This window comes from Streptomyces sp. NPDC048002 (genome assembly GCF_040653275.1).
Taxonomy (GTDB): Bacteria; Actinomycetota; Actinomycetes; order Streptomycetales; family Streptomycetaceae; genus Streptomyces.
On the sequence record NZ_JBEZNL010000021.1, the window covers coordinates 1 to 21,726 of the forward strand.

At 73.1% G+C, this 21,726-nt stretch carries 16 protein-coding genes; 3 read left to right on the forward strand and 13 right to left on the reverse strand.

The window, feature by feature from the left end:
* The 7 genes from AB0E07_RS24145 to AB0E07_RS24175 all read right to left on the reverse strand — a co-directional run.
* Window positions 1-847 (reverse strand): fructosamine kinase family protein (locus AB0E07_RS24145; protein ID WP_362255767.1); only part of this gene is annotated, 847 nt, incomplete at its 3' end.
* Between the two features lie 82 nt (window positions 848-929).
* Window positions 930-2,249 (reverse strand): MFS transporter, encoded by a 1,320-nt coding sequence (locus AB0E07_RS24150; protein WP_362255770.1) that lies wholly within the window; start codon window positions 2,247-2,249, stop codon window positions 930-932.
* Window positions 2,250-2,504: 255 nt separating this feature from the next.
* Window positions 2,505-3,221 carry an ABC transporter ATP-binding protein gene (locus AB0E07_RS24155; RefSeq protein ID WP_362255773.1) on the reverse strand — a complete coding sequence of 239 codons (717 nt, stop codon included), beginning with the start codon at window positions 3,219-3,221 and terminating at the stop codon, window positions 2,505-2,507.
* The gene (locus AB0E07_RS24160) at window positions 3,218-4,117 is read right to left on the reverse strand and encodes an ABC transporter ATP-binding protein (protein WP_362255777.1); all 900 of its coding nucleotides are present in this window, start codon (window positions 4,115-4,117) and stop codon (window positions 3,218-3,220) included. The genes AB0E07_RS24155 and AB0E07_RS24160 overlap by 4 nt, the downstream gene beginning before the upstream one ends.
* Window positions 4,114-5,814 (reverse strand): branched-chain amino acid ABC transporter permease, encoded by a 1,701-nt coding sequence (locus AB0E07_RS24165; protein ID WP_362255780.1) that lies wholly within the window; start codon window positions 5,812-5,814, stop codon window positions 4,114-4,116. The genes AB0E07_RS24160 and AB0E07_RS24165 overlap by 4 nt, the downstream gene beginning before the upstream one ends.
* Window positions 5,815-5,825: 11 nt before the next feature.
* Window positions 5,826-6,785, reverse strand: a complete 960-nt coding sequence (locus AB0E07_RS24170; protein ID WP_362255783.1) for a branched-chain amino acid ABC transporter permease — start codon at window positions 6,783-6,785, stop codon at window positions 5,826-5,828.
* Window positions 6,786-6,910: 125 nt separating this feature from the next.
* Window positions 6,911-8,164: a branched-chain amino acid ABC transporter substrate-binding protein gene (locus AB0E07_RS24175; RefSeq protein WP_362255786.1), complete on the reverse strand. Its 1,254-nt coding sequence runs from the start codon at window positions 8,162-8,164 to the stop codon at window positions 6,911-6,913.
* A 313-nt stretch (window positions 8,165-8,477) separates the two neighbouring features.
* On the opposite strand from AB0E07_RS24175, the gene AB0E07_RS24180 reads away from it, so the two are divergent.
* Window positions 8,478-10,130 carry a helix-turn-helix domain-containing protein gene (locus AB0E07_RS24180; protein ID WP_362255789.1) on the forward strand — a complete coding sequence of 551 codons (1,653 nt, stop codon included), beginning with the start codon at window positions 8,478-8,480 and terminating at the stop codon, window positions 10,128-10,130.
* Here AB0E07_RS24180 and AB0E07_RS24185 read toward each other — a convergent pair.
* The 4 genes from AB0E07_RS24185 to AB0E07_RS24200 form a co-directional block, all read right to left on the reverse strand.
* Window positions 10,116-11,342, reverse strand: coding sequence for a cation:proton antiporter (locus AB0E07_RS24185; RefSeq protein ID WP_362255792.1), 1,227 nt, complete (start codon window positions 11,340-11,342; stop codon window positions 10,116-10,118). The genes AB0E07_RS24180 and AB0E07_RS24185 overlap by 15 nt on opposite strands.
* Window positions 11,343-11,503: 161 nt before the next feature.
* Complete coding sequence (locus AB0E07_RS24190; protein ID WP_362255795.1) at window positions 11,504-13,204, reverse strand: hypothetical protein; 1,701 nt, start codon at window positions 13,202-13,204, stop codon at window positions 11,504-11,506.
* Between the two features lie 90 nt (window positions 13,205-13,294).
* The gene (locus tag AB0E07_RS24195) at window positions 13,295-14,476 is read right to left on the reverse strand and encodes an MFS transporter (RefSeq protein ID WP_362255797.1); all 1,182 of its coding nucleotides are present in this window, start codon (window positions 14,474-14,476) and stop codon (window positions 13,295-13,297) included.
* Window positions 14,473-15,057, reverse strand: coding sequence for an XRE family transcriptional regulator (locus tag AB0E07_RS24200; protein WP_362256096.1), 585 nt, complete (start codon window positions 15,055-15,057; stop codon window positions 14,473-14,475). The genes AB0E07_RS24195 and AB0E07_RS24200 overlap by 4 nt, the downstream gene beginning before the upstream one ends.
* 7 nt (window positions 15,058-15,064) lie before the next feature.
* Here AB0E07_RS24200 and AB0E07_RS24205 point away from each other — a divergent pair, with 7 nt between their 5' ends.
* The gene (locus AB0E07_RS24205) at window positions 15,065-15,583 is read left to right on the forward strand and encodes an N-acetyltransferase family protein (RefSeq protein ID WP_362255800.1); all 519 of its coding nucleotides are present in this window, start codon (window positions 15,065-15,067) and stop codon (window positions 15,581-15,583) included.
* A gap of 300 nt (window positions 15,584-15,883) precedes the next feature.
* Here the strand turns inward: AB0E07_RS24205 and pgm are convergent, their stop codons facing one another.
* Window positions 15,884-17,524, reverse strand: coding sequence for a phosphoglucomutase (alpha-D-glucose-1,6-bisphosphate-dependent) (gene pgm / locus AB0E07_RS24210; protein WP_362255803.1), 1,641 nt, complete (start codon window positions 17,522-17,524; stop codon window positions 15,884-15,886).
* A 144-nt stretch (window positions 17,525-17,668) separates the two neighbouring features.
* Here pgm and AB0E07_RS24215 point away from each other — a divergent pair, with 144 nt between their 5' ends.
* The gene (locus AB0E07_RS24215; RefSeq protein ID WP_362255806.1) at window positions 17,669-18,307 is read left to right on the forward strand and encodes a class I SAM-dependent methyltransferase; all 639 of its coding nucleotides are present in this window, start codon (window positions 17,669-17,671) and stop codon (window positions 18,305-18,307) included.
* A 43-nt stretch (window positions 18,308-18,350) separates the two neighbouring features.
* Here the strand turns inward: AB0E07_RS24215 and AB0E07_RS24220 are convergent, their stop codons facing one another.
* Window positions 18,351-21,725: a pyruvate carboxylase gene (locus AB0E07_RS24220; RefSeq protein WP_362255809.1), complete on the reverse strand. Its 3,375-nt coding sequence runs from the start codon at window positions 21,723-21,725 to the stop codon at window positions 18,351-18,353.
* Between the last annotated feature and the right edge of the window lies 1 nt (window position 21,726).

Consider the following 21,726-nt stretch of genomic DNA (forward strand, 5'->3'; position numbering starts at 1 on the left):
CTTGCGATCGCACGCTCCCCCAGTCTCGGCTGCGCTCGACCGGGAGGTACCCCCACGACGCCGCAGGGCCCGCCCTTCGGGCGGACGACGGGACTCTCGAAACACGCCCTTGCGGCGCCACCTGCTCGTACCCGGCGAGCAGCCGGTCCAGGTGGGGGCAGCCGAAGAGGTGCAGCATCGCCAGGTCGGTCTCCCGGTGCCCGCCGTGCGCGGCCGGGTCGATCAGCCGCGCGTGACCGTCGGCGGCCCACAGGACGTTGCCGTTCCACAGGTCGCCGTGGAGGCGGGCCGGTGGTTCGGCGGGACCGGACAGCTCCGGCAGCCGGTCGCAGACCCGTTCGAGCACTGCGGCCTCGGCGGAGGTCAGCGTCGCGGCGTCGACCGCCGTCCGTACATAGGGCAGCACCCGGAACTCGGCGTACCAGCGCGGCCAGTCGGCGCCCTCCGCGTTGCGCATCGGGGCGAGGCCGATGTACGCCGCGCGCGGACCGCCCGGCGGCGGTGAGCCGAACGCCGGGGCGCCCGCGGCGTGCAGCGCGGCCAGGTCGCGGCCCAGACGCTCCGCCGCACCGGAGCTCGGACGGCCCGCCGGGACGCGGTCCGTCACCAGCCACTCCTCGTCGTGCCCGTGCACGCGCGGGATCCGCACCGACCCCGCGTCCGCCAGCCAGCGCAGCCCCGCCGCCTCGGCCCGCACCGCACCCGGACCGCCCTCACCGCGCTTGACCACCACCACCCGCCCGCCGTCGAGGGTGACCTCGGTGAGCGCGCCCGACATCCGGCGTCCTGCCGTCGCGGTCAGACCCGTGAGACGTTCGGCCACGGCCGCGGCTCCTGGCTCGCCCATGGGGGCAGCGTAGGGCCGCGCCCCCCTCCGCCGCCGGGTCGGCGACCGGGGGCGGGGGCGCGGCGACGGACGGGACGGAGGGTCAGACCTGGTCGAGGTCGCGGTCCCTGGTCTCGGGCAGGGCCAGGATGCAGACCAGCGACAGCAGGGCCATCGCGCTCATGAACCAGCCGCCGACCGAGGGGCTGTACGCCTCCGCGAGGGCGGTGACCACCAGCGGGGCCACGGCGCCGCCGAGCACACCGCCGAGGTTGTAGGAGAAACCGGCGCCCGAGTAGCGCAGCCGGGTGCCGAACAGCTCCGGCATGTAGGAGCCGGCCGGGCCGTAGATGATGCCCATGCAGAGCAGGGCGCCACTGAGGGCCAGCGCGATCAGCGCGTAGTTCCCGGTGTCCAGCAGCGGGAAGAGGACCGCGCCCCACACCACGCCGAAGGCGGCGCCGCCGATGATGAGCCGGCGGCGGCCGATCCGGTCGGACCACACGGCCACGAAGTACGTCGACAGACCGAGCACGACCACGGCGACCAGGGTCAGCGCCAGCATGGTGTTCTTCGGGATGTCCAGGGTGTCGGTGGTGTACGTCATGCAGTAGGTGGCGGCCGTGTAGAACATCACGTACACCACGGTGATCATGCCCGCGCCCAGGAACATCTCCTTCGGGTGCCTGCGGAACGCCTCCACCAGCGGGGCCTTGACCTGCTCGTGCTCCTCGGTGACCTTCTGGAAGGCCGGCGTCTCGGCGATCTTCAGCCGGATGACCAGGCCGACGGCGACCAGCACGAAGGAGAGCAGGAAGGGGATGCGCCAGCCCCAGCTGTCGAAGGAGTCCTCCGGCAGCACCGCGGAGAGCGTGAGGAAGGTCAGGGTGGCGGCGAAGTAGCCGACCGGCGAGCCCATCTGAGGGGCGGCGCCGTACAGACCTCGTTTGCCCTTCGGGGCGTGCTCGACGGCCAGCAGGGCCGCGCCGCCCCACTCGCCGCCCAGGCCCACGCCCTGCACGAGGCGGAGCAGGACCAGGAGGATCGGCGCGAGGATGCCGAGGGTGTCGTAGCCGGGGAGCAGGCCGATCAGGCCGGTGGACAGGCCCATCATCAGCAGCGAGACGACCAGGACGGCCTTGCGGCCGAGGCGGTCGCCGTAGTGGCCGAAGATCGCGGCACCGATCGGGCGGGCCGCGAAGCCGATGGCGAAGGTGGAGAGCGTGGCGAGGGTGCCGGCGGTCTTGGACAGCTCGGGGAAGAACTGGTCGTTCAGGACGAGCGCGGCGGCCGTCCCGTAGATGTAGTAGTCGTAGAACTCGATCGTCGTGCCGATGAAGCTGGCCGTGGCGATCCTGCGCATGCCCCCGGGGGACTCGGCGGTGGTGGCCTCCTCGGCCACGGACGGTGCGGTGGTGCTCATGCCTGGTTTCACTCCCGGGTTACTTGCTGTGAGCGGGTGGTGCGGAAGCCGTGCCGTGCAACGAACGGCAAAGAAACGACCCGTGAACGTTAAAACGCAGGTGAGGACGGTGGTTCCGTACCGGCGGACAGAGATGCGGGGTCTTTGTTGTCCGCGCGGACAAGGTCCCGCCCGGTCCGGGCGGACACGCACAGCGACGCCCCGGCCGGACACGGGAGGTGTCCGGCCGGGGCGTCGGGGAAACGGGCGCGAGGGCTACTCCTCGCCGAGGTAGGCCTTGCGGACGCTCTCGTCGTGCAGGAGTTCGCGGCCGCCGCCGGTGAGCACGATGCGGCCGGTCTCCATCACATAGGCCCGGTCGGCGAGCGCGAGGGCGGCGCGGGCGTTCTGCTCGACGAGCAGGATGGTGGTGCCGGACGACTTCAGCTCGGCCACCGTCGCCATGATCTTCTTCATCATGATCGGCGACAGGCCCATCGAGGGTTCGTCCAGCATGAGCAGCCGCGGGCGGCACATCAGGGCCCTCGCCATGGCGAGCATCTGCTGTTCGCCGCCCGAGAGCGTGCCCGCCGCCTGGCCGCGGCGCTCGCGCAGCCGGGGGAAGAGGGTGTAGCCGCGCTCCACGTCGTCGGCGATGCCCGCAGCGTCCCGCCGCAGGAACGCGCCGAGCAGCAGGTTCTCCTCCACGGTGAGGCGCGGGAAGATGTGCCGTCCCTCCGGGGAGTGGGCGAGGCCGAGGGCGACGACGTGGTGGGCGGGGACGCCCACCACGTCCCGGCCGGCGAAGGTGACATGGCCGGCCGAGGGTTCGAGCAGTCCGCTGAGGGTGTGCAGGGTGGTGGTCTTGCCCGCCCCGTTGGTGCCGATGAGGGTGACGACCTCGCCCTCCTCCACGGTGAGCGAGATGCCCTTGACGGCCTCCACCTTGCCGTAGGCGACCCTGAGGTCCCGGACCTCCAGCAGCGCGCTCATGCGGTCTTCTCCTTGTCGGCGCTGTCGGCGCTGTCGGCACGGTCGGCACGGTCGGCTTCCGGAGCGGGCCCTGCCGCGGGCCCCGGGTCGTCCTCGTCGTCGGGGGCGCCCAGGTACGCCTCCACCACCCGCGCGTCGGCCTGCACCTCGGCGGGCGCGCCCTCGACGAGCTTGGTCCCCTGCACCAGGACCGCGACCCGGTCGCAGAGGTTCATGATGAACCGCATGTCGTGCTCGATGACCAGGACGGCGATGCCCTGGGCGCGCACGGCGTGCACCAGTTCCTCGGTCTCCCGGGTCTCCTGCGGGTTCATGCCGGCCGTCGGCTCGTCGAGGAGCAGCAGCCGTGGTTCGCTGGCCAGCGCCCGCGCGATCTCCAGTCGCCGCTGGGCGCCGTAGGGCAGGTTGCGGGCGAGGTGGCCGGCCTGGCCGCCGAGGCCGACGAAGTCGAGGAGTTCCTGGCCGCGTGCGCGCGACTCGCGTTCCTCGCGGCGGTAGCGGGGTCCCCGGCCGAGGGCGGAGAGGAGCCCGGCGCGGGTCCGGGTGTGCCGGCCCACCATCACGTTCTCCAGCGCCGTCATGTTGGCGAAGAGGCGGATGTTCTGGAAGGTGCGGGCGACCCCGGCGCGGGTGACGCGGGCGGGGCGCGGCGGCAGCAGCTGCCCGGCCAGCCGGACCTCGCCCTCGGTGGGCACGTACAGGCCGGTCAGGCAGTTGAAGAAGGTGGTCTTCCCGGCGCCGTTGGGGCCGATCAGGCCGACGATCTCGCCCTCGCCGACGGTCAGGTCGACCCGGTCGACGGCGGTCAGTCCGCCGAACCGCATGGTGACGGCCGTCGCCCGGAGCAGCGGCCGGGCGGCCGTGGTGGCGTCGGTGATGGTGTCGGTGGTGCTCATGCCGTGGCCTCCGCGGCCGCCCGGCGTCCCTCGGCGCGCGCGACCTCCTCGTCGTGGAACTCCAGTCGGTGCTTGCGGTCGGGGACCAGGCCCTCGGGACGGAACCGCATCATGATGATCAGCGCGAGACCGAACAGCATCATCTGGTACTGGCTGAAGAACTCGAACTTCGCCGGGATCAGGTAGAGCAGGGCGGCGCCCACCAGCGGTCCGGAGACGGTGCCCATGCCGCCCAGCACCACCGCGGCCAGCAGGAACGCCGAGTTGGGCGGGGCGGTGTCGGCGAACTTGTAGTTCTCCGGTACCGCGTTGGTCTGGAGGTGTGCCATCACGGTGCCCGCGAGGCCGGCCAGCGAGGCGCCGAGGCCGAAGGCGAGCAGCTTGAAGCGGAAGCCCTCGATGCCCATGGCGGTGGCGGCCTTCTCGTCCTCGCGCAGCGCGATCCAGGCGCGCCCGATGCGGGAGTCGCCGGCCCGCGCGTAGACGAAGACGATGACCGCGATCACCGCGAGGAGCAGCAGGTAGTAGTTGGCGAAGCGGCCGAACTCGACGCCCAGGACGGTGTGCGGCTCGCCGAAGTCGAAGCCGAGGACGGTCAGGTTGGGCACCGAGTTGATGCCGTTGGGGCCGTTGGTGAGGGAGGGCCCGGAGGTGCCGTCGAGGTTGTTGACGGTGATCCGGAAGATCTCGCCGAAGCCGAGGGTGACGATGGCCAGGTAGTCGCCGTGCAGCCGCAGCGTGGGCGCGCCGATGAGGATGCCCGCGACCAGGGAGACGGCCATGCCGAGCAGCGCGGTCGCCCAGAACGGCCAGGGGCCGACGTCGAGGGTGGAGAAGGTGGAGCCGGAGACCAGGGCGGCGGTGTAGGCGCCGGTGCCGAGGAAGGCGACGTAGCCGAGGTCGAGCAGGCCGACCAGGCCGACGACGATGTTCAGGCCGAGCGCGACGGCCGCGAAGACCAGGATGTTGTCGGCGATCGCCATGTACTGGCCGGTGGTCTGGGTGAAGGGGAAGACCAGGGCGGCGGCGAGCGCGGCGACGGCGGAGGCGGTGCGGTGGCGGGAGTTGATCCGGCTGAACCGCGCGCCGAGGCCGCTGACGGCGAGGGCCCGCACGGCGAGGCCCGCGGCGGGCAGGAAGGCGAGGAACTCCTCCGCCGACTCGGTGGTGATGCCGAAGGTCAGGACGTACATCCCGGCCAGGAAGACCGCGGTGATGACGGCGATCTCGGCCGCCGCGGGCAGGGTGCGGGCCGGGGCCGGACTGTCGACGGTGTCGTCCGCGAGGCCGTGCGCGCCGACCGCGAGCAGGGCGGTGGCGAGCAGGGCCAGCCAGCCGCCGGGCTCCACGTTCACGATGCCGCCGAGAGTGACGGCGATGGCGACGACGGTGACCCAGGTGGCGGTGAGCGCGGCCAGCGAGGCGGCGCGCAGAGCGCGTACGGCACCGGCCGGGGCCAGGGCCCGGCCGCCGCGCACCCCGAGGGCGGCGGCGGTGAACAGGGCGGCGAGCAGCCCGGTGACGAGGGTCAGCAGCTGGCTGCCGCCGGGGTAGCCGTGGACGGTGAGGTTTCCCGGGAAGCGGGCGGTCCAGGTCCAGGCCAGGAACGGCGAAACGACGGTGAGGGCCGCGCCGAGGACGGTGAGCGAGCGGGCCGCGGGGGGCGCGAGCCGGAGGGTGCCGGTGGTGATGGTCATGTCGCTGTCTCCTAGGCCCGGTCCGCCACGCGTTCGCCCAACAACCCCTGTGGTCGCACCAGCAGGACGACGATGAGGATCACGAAGGCCCACACGTCCTTCCACACCGAGCCGCCGAAGGTGCTCAGCGAGGGGACGTGCGGCAGCACACCGGAGGCCAGCGCCTCGGCCACGCCGAGCACGACACCGCCGAGCATCGCTCCGTGGATGTTGCCGATACCGCCGAGGACGGCAGCGGTGAAGCCCTTCAGGCCGGCGATGAAGCCCATGTTGTAGGAGATCGTGCCGAGCCGGAGCCCCTGGGTGAGACAGGCCACGGCGGCCAGCACGGCACCGAGGGCGAACGCGATCACGATGATCCGGTCGGTGTCGATGCCCATGAGCCGGGCGGTCTTCGGGTCCTGCGCGGTGGCCTGCATCGCTCGGCCGGTGCGGGTACGGCCGACGAACCAGGCGAGTCCCACCATGGCCGCCGCCGCGATCACCACGGTGAGGACGGAGGCGTACGACACGGCGACGCCGCCCACCTCGAAGGGCTTGCCGGGCAGCTGCGGGAACGGCACCGGGGCCGTGATGCCCATCGAACCGCCGGGCAGGGTGAAGAAGTTGAAGACGACCTGCTGGAGGAATAGCGACAGCCCGATCGCGGTGATCAGCGGGGCGAGGCGGGAGGCGCCGCGCAGCGGCCGGTAGGCGAACCGTTCGGCGGCGACGGCCGCGGCGACGGACACCAGTACGGCCACCACGAGCATGACGGGCAGCGCGGCCCACAGCGACGCCTCGTTGAGGGCGGGCACCCAGGCGTAGACGAACAGGGCGCCGAAGCCGCCCAGCATGAAGATCTCGCCGTGCGCGAAGTTGATGATCTGGAGGATGCCGTAGACCATCGTGTAGCCGACGGCGATCAGGCCGTACATGGAACCGAGGACCAGGCCGTCGGTCAGCAGTTGGAAGAAGTCGGTGAGGGTCACCCAGGGGTCCTTTGGTGGTGCTCGGGTGGTGCTGGGTTGGTGCTGGGGTGGTACTCGCGCGGGGCGCGTGACGAGGGAGGACGGCCGCCGCCGGCCGGGGAGGGCCGACGGCGGCCGGGCGGGCGCTACTTGACGGTGACCACCTTCACGCCGTCCTTCCAGGCGCCGTCCTGCACGCAGTTGACGGTGATGACCTGGTTGACGCTGTCGCCGTACTCGTCGAAGCCGACCGTGCCGGTGGCGCCGTCGAAGGTGACGTCCTGCATGGCCTCGACGACCGCGGGACGCAGCTCGGTGACGCTGCCGACCTTGCCGTCGTTGGCCTCGACCGCCGCGCCGACCGCCTTGATCAGGGCGGTGGTCGCGTCGTACACGTAGGCGCCGAAGACGCCGTACGGCTGGCTGTAGCCGGCCGCCTTGTAGGACGCGGTGAAGTCCTTGGCGGAGTCGAGGGTGTCGATGGGCGCGCCGTCGGAGTGCGCGCAGGTGCCCTCGGCGGCCTCCGTGCCGGCGATGGAGATCAGCTCGTCGTCCTTGACGGCGTCGCCGCCGGCCATCGGCCCGTCGAAGCCGGCCGCGACGAGCTGCTTCTTCAGCGCGCCCGCCTGCGGGTACTCGCCGCCGTAGAACACCCCTTGGGCGCCGGAGGACTTGACGCTGTTGACGACCGCCGCGTAGTCCGACTCGTCGGGGTTGATGGACTGGTGGATGACGACCTTGCCGCCGAGCTTCTGGTAGGCGTCGGTGAAGTTGTCGACGATGCCGACGCCGTAGGTCTTCTTGTCGTCGACCGTGGCCAGCTTCTTCAGCTTGAGGTCCTTGAAGAAGTACTCGGCCATCACGGGGGCCGCGACCGCGTCGGTGGAGATCGTGCGGAAGTAGTTGGCGTAGTCGCGCTGCGGGTTGTCCTTGTAGTCGGCGCCGCGGGTCAGCGTCGCCGCGGTGTTGGCGCCGGAGACCTGGACCATGTCCGCGTCGCGCAGGGTGGAGACCATGGCCGCCGACACGGAGGAGTTGTAGGCGCCGACGACGCCCACCACGCTGTCGTCGGCGACGAAGGCGGCGGCGTTCTGCTGGCCGATGTTCGGGGTGGCCTGGTCGTCCTTGGCGACCAGTTCGAAGGTCACACCGGGCACGAGCTTGTCCTCGTTGGCCTTCTTCACGGCCAGTTCGGCGGAGTTCTTCATGCCGAGTCCCACCGCGGCGAGGTCCTTGGACAGCGGGGCGTCGAAGCCGATGGTGACCTTGGTCGTGGCGCCGTCGCCGCCCTCGGCGGTGTCGCCCTCGTCACGCGAACCGCAGGCGGTCAGCAGCAGGGAGCCGGCGAGCAGAGGGGTCACGATCCTGCTGGTGACACGGGACGTGGTGGTGCGAAGCATGGGTTCCTCCCGAACAGAACGCGGGCGCGGCCGGAGGGTCCGCCGGACGGCGGACCGGGCTGGGCTCGGCGCGGTGGCTGAAACCTAGAACGGGAGGGCGTTGCCGTTGACTGTCCCGCAGGCAGACATCTCGGGGGGCGCGCTGTCCGTGCGGACAAGGGGCGTAGCACGGCCGACACATGGGGGAACGGGGACGGTGTGGACCCTGCTACAGAACGGCGGGCCGCACCTTGTCCGAGCGGACAAGACCGCCGTACGGCGACCCGGCATAGCGTCGCCCCGTCCCCCGGTGCCGGCCCGAAGGTCCACGCCCATGCATGCCTCACGGCGCACGCCCGTCCCCGTCGCCGGGGCGACCCTGCGGCATCTGTCCCCGGCGCTCATCGGCCCGCTGGTGGAACTGCTCGCGGCGCCCGGCGGGCTGGACCGGGCGCTCGCGGACGTGGTGATCGCCGAGCCCGACGAGGAGCCCCGCGCGCAGCACCGGGGCGCCCTGGTGCTGCTGATCGGGGTGCGCGGGGCGGAGGGGCTGCGGCCGCTGATCGCGGCGGGCCGGGCCGGGGCGGCGGCGGTGGCCGTGCGCACCGGGCCGGCGGAGGAGGCGCTGGAGACGCTGCGGCAGGCGGCCGTGGAGTGCGGTACGGCACTGCTGGGGGTGCGGGACGACGCGCGCTGGGAGCAGGTGGCGGCGGTGGCCAGGACGGTGGTGGACACCGTGCGCCAGGCGCCGGACCTGGCCGGTCCGTCCGCGCACGGTGATCTGTTCTCCCTCGCGCAGACCCTGTCGGCGCTCACCGGAGGGGTCGTCGCGGTGGAGGACGCGGCCGACCGGGCCATCGCCTACTCCCGCTCGGAGGCGCAGGTGGACGAGGTGCGGCGGCTGTCCGTCCTGGGGCACGCCTGCCCGGCCGCCTATGTGGCGGCGCTGCGCGAGGCGGGTGTGTACGAGCGGCTGCGCGCCGGGGACGAGGTGGTGGAGGTGGCAGCCCGGCCCGAACTGGGCGCGCGGCGGCGGATGGCGGCGGGGATCACCGCGGGCGGACGGCTGCTGGGCACGATCTGGGTCCAGGAGGGGGACACCCCGCTCACTCCGGAGAGCGGGCAGGCGCTGCGCGGTGCCGCCCGGCTCGCCGCGCTGATGATGATCCGTCACCCGGCGGGCGCCGGTCCGGAGAACGGGCTGCGCGAGGAACTGGCCGCCGGACTGCTGGCGGGGCGGCTGCGCCCGGCGTCCCTGGCCGGGCATCTCGGGGTGCCGGCCGGGATCGGCGCGTCCGTCGTCGCCGTCGAGCTGCACGAGACGCACACCGACGGCGGTCCGGACGCGGAGCTGCGCCGCATCCGGGCCGCCGAGATGATCTCCCTGCACGCGGCGGCGCACCGCCGTACCGCGGTCGCGGCCCGCCTGGACGGGCGGCTGTACGTGGTCGTACCCGACGCGGGTACCGCCACCGACCCCCAACTCACCTCATGGACGACCGAGTTGGTGAGCACCCTGCGGCGCCATCTGGGTACGCCCGTGCAGGCGGCGGTGGCGACGCCGGTGCCGCGGCTGGCGGACGTGCCCGCGGCCCGGGTCGAGGCGGACCGCATCCTCGCCGTGCTGGCGCACGAACCCGGGCGGGCGGTGGCGACGCACACCGAGGCACGGGCCGCGGTCGTCCTCGACGAGATCCTCGAACTCCTGCGGGGGCGGCCCGAGATCCGCGACCCGGCCATGGAGGTGCTGTTCCGCCACGACCGCAAGCACGGCGGGCAGCTCTGCGAGTCGCTGCTCGGCTATCTGGACGCGTTCGGCGATGTGCGCGCGGTCGCCGAACGCCTCCACATCCACCCCAACACCCTGCGCTACCGCATCCGCCGGGCGGTGGGCCTGTCCGGCATCGACCTCGACGACCCGGCCCAGCGCCTGGTCGCGATGCTGGAACTGCGCCGGGCCCGCCGCCCGGAGTCAGGACTGAACTGACCCCTCGCGGGCGCCGCCGGGCTCCTCGGCCACCTCCCGTTTCCCGGCCGGTGTCCGGGCGATCAGGCGGGCCAGCCAGTCGGCCCGGCCCGCAGCGACCGGGCCCAGTACCGCGAGGACCAGGACGTACCCGGCGATGAACGGCGCCAGCCGGTGGTCGAGTCCCGCGCCCGCCGCCATCGCGGCGAGGATCAGCGCGAACTCCCCGCGGGCGACCAGGGTGGTGGCGATGTCGGCCGCCGGTCCCGGTCCGTAGCCGTACAGCCGGGCCACCCACAGGCCGGCGAGCACGTTCATCACGACGGTCAGCAGGGCCGCGGCGGCGACCGGGAGGGCGACCTGCGCGAAGTCGCCGGGGTCGATGGCCAGTCCGAAGGCGAAGAAGAAGATCGCCGCGAAGGCGTCCCGCAGCGGGTGCACCAGGTCACGGATCCGCGGCCCGGAGGAGGTGCCGGCGAGGATCAGGCCGACCATGAACGCGCCGATCGCGTCGGCGACTCCGAGCACCTCGGAGACGCCCGCCACGAGCACCGCCGCGCCGAGGAAGCTGATCACGAGCAGTTCGTCGTCGCGGACCTGGATCGCCCGCCCGACCAGCCGGGTGCCCCAGCGGGCCACGGCGGCCAGCACCAGCAGGAACCCGAACGCCTTCGACGCCTGGAGGAGCATCTCCCCGACGCCCTCGGCCCCGCCGATCACCGGCTGGAGCACCGCGAGGTACAGCGCGAGGAAGATGTCCTCGACGACGATGACGCCGAGGATGAGCCGGGTCTCGGGACGGCCTATGCGCCCCAGGTCGATGAGGATCTTGGTGACGATCGCGGACGAGGAGATCCCCAGCACCCCGGCCAGCACCAGCGCCTCACGGGTGCCCCAGCCCAGCGCGAAGCCGAAGCCGAGTCCGGCGCCGACGTTGAGCAGCAGGTAGACACCGCCCGCGGTCAGCAGCCGCTTGCCGCCGCTCCTGAGGTCGTCCAGGTGGAATTCCAGGCCGAGGTAGAACAGCAGCAGGACCAGGCCGAGTGCCGAGAGCATCTCGAAGTCGTGCGGGTCCTCGACGATGACGAGGCCCGGCGTGTGCGGGCAGAGCAGGATTCCGGCGAGGGTGAAGAGCGGGATGGTGGGCAGTCCGATGCGACTGCCGAGACGGGCCAGGACGGCCGCGGCGAGGAAGGCGCCGCCCATGGCCAGAAGGCTGTCAGCGTGTCCCACGGTGGTTCACCCCCTCGGGCCGGTGGACCTTCGGGATGGTGGCGACCGTGCGGGGGTGGATGAGCAGCGCTCCTTCGTCCGGTACGGCGACGGTTTCGCCGACACCGCCTCACCGTGCCACGCACCCGGCAGCCCGGACCATCGGGGACAGCACCCATCCGTCAGGAGCAGCACCCCTCGGGTCCGGAGGGTCCGCCGGAGGGTGCGGAGGGTCCGGAGGGCGTGTCGAGGCGGCAGAAGCAGGACGACTCCACCGGTACGTCCGCCAGCGCGGCGGCGACCTGGAGCTGTTGGCCGATGATCCGTGCCTCGCCGTCCTTGCCCAGGCGGGTCAGGCACTCGTGCAGTCCGTGCAGCGCCCAGACGTTGCCGGGGTGCTGGCAGGCCCTCGGCAGGGTGCCGTCCAGGCCCAGGTCGGCCCGGTAGACGGCCTCGGCCTCCTCGACCCGGCCCTGTTCCAGGAGCAGGGCGCCGTAGGCGTGCCGGGTGGGCTGCATCCAGCCCCAGGGCTCGTCGTAGGGGAGGTTGTCGGAGAGTTCGACGGACCGCTCCAGTGCGGCGAAGGCGGCCTCGAACCGGCCCTTGCGGTACTCCAGTTCGCCCTCCAGCATGGCCGCCGCGATGGCGAGGATGTCGGCGCAGGTGTTGTTGAACAGCATGCGTGTCCGAGGCACCCGGGGCACCGCCGCGTCGAACAGCCGCTGCTCCTCGTCGGCTTCGGCGGTGCGGCCGGTGGCGGAGAGGGCGACTCCGCGCGCGTAGTGGAGCATCGCGGTGGTCATGGCGTACAGCTCGGGGTCGGCGGGCAGCGGCAGTTCCAGGATGTCGGTCCAGCGGCCGAAGCGGATCAGGACGTGGACCCGCATCGCGAGGAACGCCTCCAGCCAGTCGGCCATGGGCGGGCTCTCCACCCGCAGGAGTTCCTCCGGTACGGCCGCCTCCAGTTGGTCGGCGGTCTCCAGCGCGGTCCGCGACTGTCCGAGGAACATCGCGCCGTAGATCCTGAAGTGGTGGTTGTGCGCGCGGTAGAGGGTGTAGAAGTTCATGGGCCCGGACCGTTCGAGGACCTTGCGGTCCGCCCGGACGGCGGCGGTGTTGTCGGAGACGACCCGTCGGTAGTCCCCGCACAGGACCTCCAGGTGCGAGGGCATGTGGAGCAGATGTCCCGCGTCGGGCACGAGCCCGCGCAGCCGGTCGGCGGGGGTGAGGGCCACCTCGGGCGTGGGGGACATCTCCATCAGGTGGATGTACAGGTGCAGGACCCCGGGGTGCAGCCGCCCCTCGGGCGCGTCGATGACCCGCTCCAGCACCTGCCTGGCCTCGACCGTGCGGGCGCCCTCGGCCGGTTCCCCGGTGCGCAGGTCCCACAGCTGCCAGGGGGTGAGGTTCATCAGCGCGTCGGCGTAGAGCGTCGCGATGTCCGGGTCGTCCGGGGCGAGTTCGTAGGCGGCGCGCAGGGCGTCGGCGTAGGGGGCGTTCCACACCGAGCAGTCCTCGACGGCCTTGGACTGCGGGTAGCGGGCGCGCAGAGCGGCGATGAGGGCCTGTTCGACGGGGGTGCAGCCGGCCGCCCTGGCGTGGGCCCGCTCCACCGCGTCATGGGTGCGCTCGACGGTCCGGGCCAGGTCGCTCTCGTCGAAGAACTCCCAGGGCTTGTTGTAGTTCGGCCCCAGCGCGTAGGCGATGCCCCAGTGGGCCATGGCGCAGTCGGGGTCCGCCGCCGCGGCCTTCTGGAAGCACTCGACGGCTTCCTCGTGGTGGAAGGCGTACGTCCAGTTCAGGCCGCGGTCGAACCAGAGCTGGGACTCGGGCGATGCGGTGGTGACGGTCCGGCCGTGCGGGCCGAGGTCGTAGTACTCCACGGTGGACTCCTGACGGTGTCGCCGACTGAGGTCCGCAATTCTTCCCGAGTCCGAGCGTTCTGCCCCGTCTCTCGCCGATTTGCCTCACTCTTACGAGGGGCTCGGCACCCGGGGCGCGGTCCGTCCGGTGCGTGCGAGGACGGCCGCCGCGACCAGGGCGGCCAGGGCGACGCAGGTGGTGCCCCGCAGGCCGACGGCGCCGGTCAGCGGGCCGGCCAGGGCGGTGCCGAGGGCGCCGACCGCGAAGTACAGCACCAGGTACGCGCCGCTGAGGCTGCCGGAGTTGGCGGGGTCGATGCCGATGACCACGCTCTGGTTGGCGGCCTGGGCGACGAAGCAGCCCGCGTCGAACACGGCGAGGCCGACGGCGATGCCGGCGACGCCGCCGGGCGCGAGGGCGATCAGCAGGGCGCCGCCCGCCGCGACGGCGACGGCCGCGGTCATGACGGCGTGGGGCGAGCGCCGGTCGACGATACGGCCGGTGAAGGGCAGGACGGCGAAGCCGAGCAGTCCGGCCAGGCCCAGGAGGCCGATGGCGCTGGGGTCCAGGGAGTGCGGGGGCCGGGCGAGGGCGAGCGCCAGGCCGACCCAGAGCAGGGTGAAGGCGAAGTACCACAGGCCCCCGGTGGCGACGGCGCGCCGCAACCGGGCCTCGCGCAGCGGAAGCCGGGGCAGCGCGGCCAGGGCGGCACGGTAGGGGGTGCCCGCGCGAGGGCGTTCGGCGGGCAGGAGCAGGGCCGCCGCGGCACCGCAGAGCAGGGCGAGGGCGGCGCAGACCAGGAGCATCGCGCGCCAGCCGAGCAGATCGGTGAGGGCGCCGCCGACCAGCCGGCCGAGCAGGATCCCGGCGGACAGGCCGGTCGCCACGAGTGCGACGGCGGCACCCCGGCGGCCCGGCGGGGCGAGCCGGCCCGCGATCACGTTGGCCTGGGCGGCCACCGCGGCGGCGGCGCCGATGAGCACATGGGCGGCGACCAGGACGGCCGCGTCGGAGGCGGTGGCGGCCAGGACCAGGGCGGCGGCGAGGGCGGTGAAGTGCGCGGCGGCCAGGCGGTGGGGGGCGACGCGGTCGGCGAGGGGCAGCAGCAGGGCGAAACCGGTCATCGAGCCGGCGAGCGCGGCGGAGGGGACGAGGCCGATCGCGGAGACCGGGACGTCCAGGTCGGCGGCGACGACGGTGAGGGCGGGCTGGAGCGTGTAGTTGTCGGCTATCGCCGTACCGGCCATGACGGCGAGCAGGGCGGTGGTGCCGCGGCGCGGTGGGGGTGTCACGGCCGGGCCGTCCGGCTCAGGAGCACGGCGTAGCGGCACTCGGTGTCGCCGGTGTTGGCGAAGACGCGCGGGGCGGGGTCGCCGAGTTCGATGACGTCACCGGGGCCGAGGTCGTGGACGGTGTCGCCGTCGTGGAAGGCGAGCCGTCCTTCCAGGACCCAGACCAGCTGGTGGAGGAAGGCGAAGGCGGCGGCGGGGTAGGGCACGCGGGCTCCGGCCGGGAGGCGGATCTCCGCGATCTCGGCGGGAAAGCGCGGACCGGCGATCTGGCGGCGCCGGTACCCGGTCTCGGGGTCGACCCACTCGGGGTCGTCCGCCGGGCGCCGCACTCCGGCCTCGGCGGGTTCCGCCGTCTCCGGCGCCTCCTCGGCCTGCGCGAGCAGCGAGGCCACGCTGAGCCGGAAGGCCGCGGACAGCTTGCCCAGCACGACGGCCGTGGGGTTGCTCTCGCCGCGCTCGATCCGGTTGATCATCGCCCGGGACACGCCGGAGGCGTCCGCGAGCTGCGCGAGCGTCCACCGGCGAAGTTCCCGCTCCGCGCGGATCCGGGTGGCGATCCGCTCGACCAGAGGATCTATCATATTGGACATGATTCCAATATACGAGAAGCGCGAGGGTGTGACGGTCCGGGCCGCGAGGCCGGAGGACTCCGAGGCGGTCGTCGCGATCCGCAACCACGCCGTCGAGCACTCGACGGCGCTGTGGACGCGGGTCCCGCACTCCCCCGCCGAGGGCCGGGCCTGGTTCGCCGACCACCTCGACCGCGGCTCGGCACTGGTCGCGGAGGTGGACGGCGAGATCGCCGGCTACGCGGCCTACGCCCCGTGGCGGGCGCTGGAGGGCTACCGGTACACGGTGGAGGACTCGGTCTACGTCCGCGAGGAGTTCCACGGCCGCGGAATCGGCGGCACTCTGCTCACCGCGCTCGTCGACCGGGCGCGCGCGGCCGGTATGCACAGCATGATCGCGGCCATCGAGTCGGGGAACACCACCTCGGTGCGGCTGCACGAGCGTCGGGGCTTCGTGCTCGTGGGCACGATGAAGGAGGCCGGCACCAAGTTCGACCGCTGGTTCGACCTGACGCTGATGCAGCTGCCGCTGGTCTGACGGCCGGCCTTCTCAGGGGTCCAGACCGGTCCGCCGGAGCCGCTCCGCCGTCCGCGCCGAGGTGACGCGCGGCGCCGGTGCGGCCGGTGCGCGTCCTCGCCGAGGTGACGCGCGGCGGCCTGTGTGCGGCCGGTGCCGACAGCAGGCCCTCCCAGGCGTCCGGGAGACCGGCGTCCACGGCCGCCCGGTAGGCGTCACGGGCGTCGGCGGTCCGACCGCGCTCCAGGTGCGGCGCGCCGAGCGCCGCGCACGCCTCCGCGTCCCCGGCATCGGCGCACCGTCACCCCCGCCCCGCTCGTCTCAGGCGTCCAGTGCGGCCAGCACCACCGACCTGGCCTCCTCCTGGACCCGGGCCAGATGGTCCGCGCCGAGGAAGGACTCGCCGTAGATCTTGTAGACGTCCTCGGTGCCCGAAGGGCGGGCCGCGAACCAGGCGTTGGCGGTGGAGACCTTGATGCCGCCGAGGGCGGCGCCGTTGCCCGGTGCCTCGGTGAGGACGGTGGTGACCGGGTCGCCGGCCAGGGTGTCGGCGGTGACCTGGCTCGGGGAGAGCTTCGCGAGCAGCGCCTTCTCCTCGCGGGAGGCCGGCGCGTCGACGCGCGCGTAGGCGGGGGCGCCGAAGCGGTCGGTGAGCTGCGCGTAGTGCTGCGACGGCGTCTTCCCCGTGACCGCGGTGATCTCGGAGGCGAGCAGCGCCAGGATGATGCCGTCCTTGTCGGTGGTCCACACCGAGCCGTCGCGGCGCAGGAACGACGCGCCCGCCGACTCCTCGCCGCCGAAGCCGAGCGAGCCGTCCGACAGGCCGTCGACGAACCACTTGAAGCCGACGGGGACTTCGACCAGCGGCCGGCCGACGTCCGCCGCGACCCGGTCGATCATGCCGGACGAGACCAGGGTCTTGCCGATGCCTGCGCCGGCCGGCCACCGCTCGCGGTGCGAGAAGAGGTAGGAGATCGCCACGGCCAGGTAGTGGTTGGGGTTCATCAGGCCGCCGTCGGGGGTGACGATGCCGTGCCGGTCGGCGTCGGCGTCGTTGCCGGTGGCGATGTCGAACCGGTCGCGCCGCTCGATGAGCGAGGCCATCGCGTACGGCGAGGAGCAGTCCATGCGGATCTTGCCGTCCCAGTCCAGCGTCATGAAGCGCCAGGTGGGATCGGTCAGCGGGTTGACCACGGTGAGGTCGAGGCGGTGCTCCTCGGCGATCCGGCCCCAGTAGGCCACCGAGGCGCCGCCCAGCGGATCGGCGCCGATGCGCACCCCGGCCGCGCGGATCGCGTCCAGGTCCAGCACGTTCGGCAGGTCGGCGACGTAGGCGCCGAGGAAGTCGTGGCGGCCGGTGCCGGGCGCGGCGAGGGCGCGGGCGTGGGGGATGCGCCGTACGTCCTTCAGGCCGCCGGTGATGATCTCGTTGGCGCGGTCCTGGATCCAGGAGGTCGCCTCGGAGCCGGCCGGGCCGCCGTGCGGCGGGTTGTACTTGAATCCGCCGTCGGCGGGCGGGTTGTGCGAGGGGGTGACGACCACGCCGTCGGCGAGTCCGGAGGTCCGGCCTCGGTTGTGGGTGAGGATGGCGTGCGAGACGGCCGGGGTGGGGGTGTAGCCGTCCGCCGCGTCGATGAGGACGGTGACGTCGTTGGCGGCGAACACCTCCAGCGCGGTGACCCGGGCCGGCTCGGACAGGGCGTGGGTGTCGGCGCCGAGGAAGAGGGGGCCGTCGGTGCCCTGGGCGGCGCGGTACTCGCAGATGGCCTGGCTGGTGGCGGCGATGTGGTCGTCGTTGAACGCCGCCGCGAGGGACGAGCCGCGGTGCCCGGAGGTGCCGAACGCGACCCGCTGCCCGGGGTCGGCCGGGTCGGGGCGCAGCGCGTAGTACGCCGTGACCAGGCGTGCCACGTCGATGAGGTCCTCGGGCCCGGCGACCTGCCCCGCTCGCTCGTCCTGCATCTGCCTGCTCCTCAGCAAGGTTGGACCGTCGGTTACGGCCCCATTCTCCCCTGCCGGGACCGTGGGGACGCGCACCGGGCCGCCGTTGTGGCCCACGTCCCCCGGGTGCGACGATGCGGGCCCCACGAGCGAAGGGACACCGCTGTGCCGTACGAGGACCAACGCCCGCCCGCCGCGGTGCTGTTCGACGCGCTGGGCGCGGAGTACGAGAAGGCCTTCGCGCACGCCCCGGACCATCTGGCGGCGCTGGAGTGGCTGCTGGAGCGGCTGCCGGCCGGGGCCCGGACGCTGGACGTGGGCAGCGGCACCGGACGGCCCACCGCGGCGGCGCTCGTCTCGGCGGGGCACTCGGTGCTGGGGGTGGACGTCTCGCCGGTGATGGTGGAGCTGGCCGCCCGGCAGGTTCCCGGGGCCGAGTTCCGGCAGGCGGACGTCCGTGAACTGTCCTTGGAGGAAGCGTCGTTCGACGGGATCTGTGTGTTCTTCTCCCTGCTCCAGATGAGCCGTGAGGAGCAGTCGGCGCTGGTGCGGCGGCTGGTCCGGGCGCTCCGGCCCGGTGGGCATCTGGTGCTGGCCACGGTGCCCGCGGACGTGGAGGGCCTGGAGATCGTCTTCATGGGGCAGCCGGTCCTGGCGACCAGCTTCGCCGAGGCGGAGTTCACCGCCCTGGCCGAGGCGGCGGGGCTGACGGTGCTGTCCAGTGACAGCACCGTCTTCACCCCGGACCATCCCGGCGCGGGGCCGGAGCCCCACCTCTTCCTGTACTGCCGTCGGGAGCAGTGACGCTCAGGCGACCTCCACCGGCCTCAGGCGACCTCGACCGTCCTCAGCCGATCTCCACCAGGAGGTCGCCGCCCTCGACCTGCTGGACGCGGTTCACGGCGAGCCGGGAGACCGTGCCGTCCTTGGCGGCGGTGATCGACGCCTCCATCTTCATCGCCTCGATGGTCGCCACGGTCGCCCCCGCGCTCACCTGGTCGCCCTCGGCGACGGCGAGGGTGACCACGCCCGCGAACGGCGCCGCGACATGGCCGGGGTTGGCGCGGTCGGCCTTCTCGGTGACCGGGACGTCCGAGGCCACCGAGCGGTCGCGGACCTGGATGGGCCGCAACTGGCCGTTCAGGGAGGACATCACGGTACGCATCCCGCGCTCGTCGGCCTCGCCGACCGCCTGGAGCTCGATCAGCAGCCGCACCCCGGGTTCGAGGTCGATGGCGTACTCCTTGGCCTGGCGCAGGCCGTAGAAGAAGTCCTTGCTGTCGAGGACGCTGGTGTCGCCGTAGCTCTGGCGGTGCGCCTCGAACTCGCGGGTCGGGGCGGGGAACAGCAGCCGGTTGAGGGTGGCGCGCCGCTCCTTGACCAGTCCCGCGCGGTCGGCGTCGGTCAGCGCGGTGGGCGGCTTGGCCTCGCCCCGGCCGCGCAGCGCCTTGCTGCGGAAGGGCTCGGGCCAGCCGCCGGGCGGGGTGCCCAACTCGCCGCGGAGGAAGCCGATGACGGAGTCGGGGATGTCGAACCGGTCGGGCTCGGCCTCGAAGTCGGCCGGGGAGACGCCCGCGCCCACCAGGTGCAGCGCCAGGTCGCCGACGACCTTCGAGGACGGGGTGACCTTCACCAGCCGGCCCAGCATCCGGTCGGCGGCGGCGTACATCGCCTCGATGTCCTCGAAGCGGTCGCCGAGGCCGAGCGCGACGGCCTGGGTGCGCAGGTTGGACAGCTGCCCGCCGGGGATCTCGTGGTGGTAGACGCGGCCGGTCGGCGCGGGCAGACCCGCCTCGAAGGGGGCGTAGACCTTGCGGACGCTCTCCCAGTACGGCTCCAGGTCGCCGACGGCGTGGATGTCGAGGCCGGTCGGGCGGGCGGAGTGGTCGGTCGCGGCGACGATCGCGGAGAGCGAGGGCTGCGAGGTGCTGCCCGCCATGGAAGCCACCGCGCCGTCCACGGCGTCCGCGCCCGCCTGCACGGCGGCGAGGTAGGTGGCGAGCTGGCCGCCCGCGGTGTCGTGGGTGTGCAGGTGCACCGGCAGGTCGAACTCGCGGCGCAGCGCCGAGACGAGGGTGGCGGCGGCCGGGGCGCGCAGCAGTCCGGCCATGTCCTTGACGGCGAGGACGTGGGCGCCCGCGTCGACGATCTTCTGCGCGAGCCGCAGGTAGTAGTCGAGGGTGTAGAGCCGCTCGTTCGGGTCGGACAGGTCGGCGGTGTAGCACAGAGCCACCTCGGCGACCGCGGTGCCGGTCTCGCGCACGGCGTCGATGGCGGGGCGCATCTGGTCGACGTCGTTGAGGGCGTCGAAGATGCGGAAGATGTCGATACCGGTGGCCGCGGCCTCCTGCACGAAGGCGTCGGTGACCTCGGTGGGGTACGGGGTGTAGCCGACGGTGTTGCGGCCGCGCAGCAGCATCTGGAGGCAGATGTTGGGTACGGCCTCGCGCAGCGCGGCGAGCCGCTCCCAGGGGTCCTCGGCGAGGAAGCGCAGGGCCACGTCGTAGGTGGCGCCGCCCCAGCACTCCAGGGAGAGCAGTTCGGGCAGGGTGCGGGCGACGACCGGGGCGACGGCGAGCATGTCCTTGGTGCGGACCCGGGTGGCGAGCAGTGACTGGTGGGCGTCGCGGAAGGTGGTGTCGGTGACGCCGAGGGTGGGGGCCTCGCGCAGGGCGCGGGCGAAGCCCTCGGGGCCGAGTTCGACGAGCCGCTGCCGGGAGCCCGCCGGGGGCCGTCCCTCGGGCAGCGGGGGGAGCTTGGCCATCGGGTCGGCGAGGTCGGGGCGTTCGCCGTGCGGCCGGTTGACGGTGACGTCGGCGAGGTAGGTGAGCAGCTTGGTGCCGCGGTCCGCGGAGTGGCGGGCGGTGAGCAGGTGCGGGCGCTGCTCGATGAAGGAGGTGGTGACCCGGCCGGCCTGGAAGTCGGGGTCGTCCAGCACCGCCTGGAGGAAGGGAATGTTGGTGGCGACGCCGCGGATGCGGAACTCGGCGACGGCGCGCCGGGCCCGGCCCACCGCGGCGGTGAAGTCGCGTCCCCGGCAGCTCAGTTTGACCAGCATCGAGTCGAAGTGGGCGCTGATCTCGGTGCCGGCGTGGGTGGTGCCGCCGTCCAGCCGGATGCCGGAGCCGCCCGGCGAGCGGTAGGCGCTGATCCGGCCGGTGTCGGGGCGGAAGCCGTTGGCGGGGTCCTCGGTGGTGATGCGGCACTGGAGGGCGGCGCCGCGCAGGGTGATGGTCTCCTGGGCGAGCCCGAGGTCGGCGAGGCTCTCCCCGGCGGCGATCCGCAGCTGGGCCTGGACCAGGTCGACGTCGGTGACCTCCTCGGTCACCGTGTGCTCGACCTGGATGCGCGGGTTCATCTCGATGAAGACGTGGTTGCCCTCGCGGTCGAGGAGGAACTCCACGGTGCCCGCGTTGCGGTAGCCGATCTGCCGGGCGAAGCGGACGGCGTCGGCGCAGATCCGGTCGCGCAGGGCGGGGTCGAGGTTCGGGGCCGGGGCGAGTTCGATGACCTTCTGGTGGCGGCGCTGCACCGAGCAGTCCCGCTCGTAGAGGTGGATGACGTCGCCCTGTCCGTCGGCGAGGATCTGCACCTCGATGTGGCGGGGCTCGACGACGGCCTTCTCCAGGAAGACGGTGGGGTCGCCGAAAGCGGACGCCGCCTCCCGGGACGCGGCCTCGATGGACTCGCGGAGCTGGGCGGGGTCCTCGACGCGGCGCATGCCTCGTCCGCCGCCGCCCGCGACGGCCTTGACGAAGACGGGGAAGCCGATGTCGTCGGCGGCGCGGACGAGTTCGTCGACGTCGTTGGAGGGGGCGGAGGAGCCGAGCACGGGGACGCCGGCCTCGCGGGCGGCGGCGACGGCGCGGGCCTTGTTGCCGGTGAGTTCGAGGATGGCGGCGTCGGGGCCGACGAAGGTGATGCCGGCCTCGGCGCATGCCTTGGCCAGCTCGGGGTTCTCGGAGAGGAAGCCGTAGCCGGGGTAGACGGCGTCGGCTCCAGCGCGGACGGCCGCGGCCACGATCTCGTCGACGGAGAGGTAGGCGCGCACCGGGTGCCCGGGTTCGCCGATCTCGTAGGCCTCGTCGGCCTTCAGGCGGTGCAGCGAGTTGCGGTCCTCGTGCGGGAAGACGGCGACGGTGCGCGCGCCGAGTTCGTAGCCCGCGCGGAACGCCCGAATCGCGATCTCGCCACGGTTGGCGACCAGCACCTTGCGGAACATT

Excerpts from the sequence above, each read along its gene's own strand:
- pgm (WP_362255803.1), bottom strand. The coding sequence starts at position 17,524 with ATGCAGGACGAGCGAGCGGGGCAGGTCGCCGGGCCCGAGGACCTCATC.
- AB0E07_RS24160 (WP_362255777.1), bottom strand. The coding sequence starts at position 4,117 with ATGAGCACCACCGACACCATCACCGACGCCACCACGGCCGCCCGGCCG.
- AB0E07_RS24165 (WP_362255780.1), bottom strand. The coding sequence starts at position 5,814 with ATGACCATCACCACCGGCACCCTCCGGCTCGCGCCCCCCGCGGCCCGC.
- AB0E07_RS24200 (WP_362256096.1), bottom strand. The coding sequence starts at position 15,057 with ATGATAGATCCTCTGGTCGAGCGGATCGCCACCCGGATCCGCGCGGAG.
- AB0E07_RS24155 (WP_362255773.1), bottom strand. The coding sequence starts at position 3,221 with ATGAGCGCGCTGCTGGAGGTCCGGGACCTCAGGGTCGCCTACGGCAAG.
- AB0E07_RS24180 (WP_362255789.1), top strand. The coding sequence starts at position 8,478 with ATGCATGCCTCACGGCGCACGCCCGTCCCCGTCGCCGGGGCGACCCTG.
- AB0E07_RS24150 (WP_362255770.1), bottom strand. The coding sequence starts at position 2,249 with ATGAGCACCACCGCACCGTCCGTGGCCGAGGAGGCCACCACCGCCGAG.
- AB0E07_RS24175 (WP_362255786.1), bottom strand. The coding sequence starts at position 8,164 with ATGCTTCGCACCACCACGTCCCGTGTCACCAGCAGGATCGTGACCCCT.
- AB0E07_RS24205 (WP_362255800.1), top strand. The coding sequence starts at position 15,065 with ATGATTCCAATATACGAGAAGCGCGAGGGTGTGACGGTCCGGGCCGCG.
- AB0E07_RS24220 (WP_362255809.1), bottom strand. The coding sequence starts at position 21,725 with ATGTTCCGCAAGGTGCTGGTCGCCAACCGTGGCGAGATCGCGATTCGG.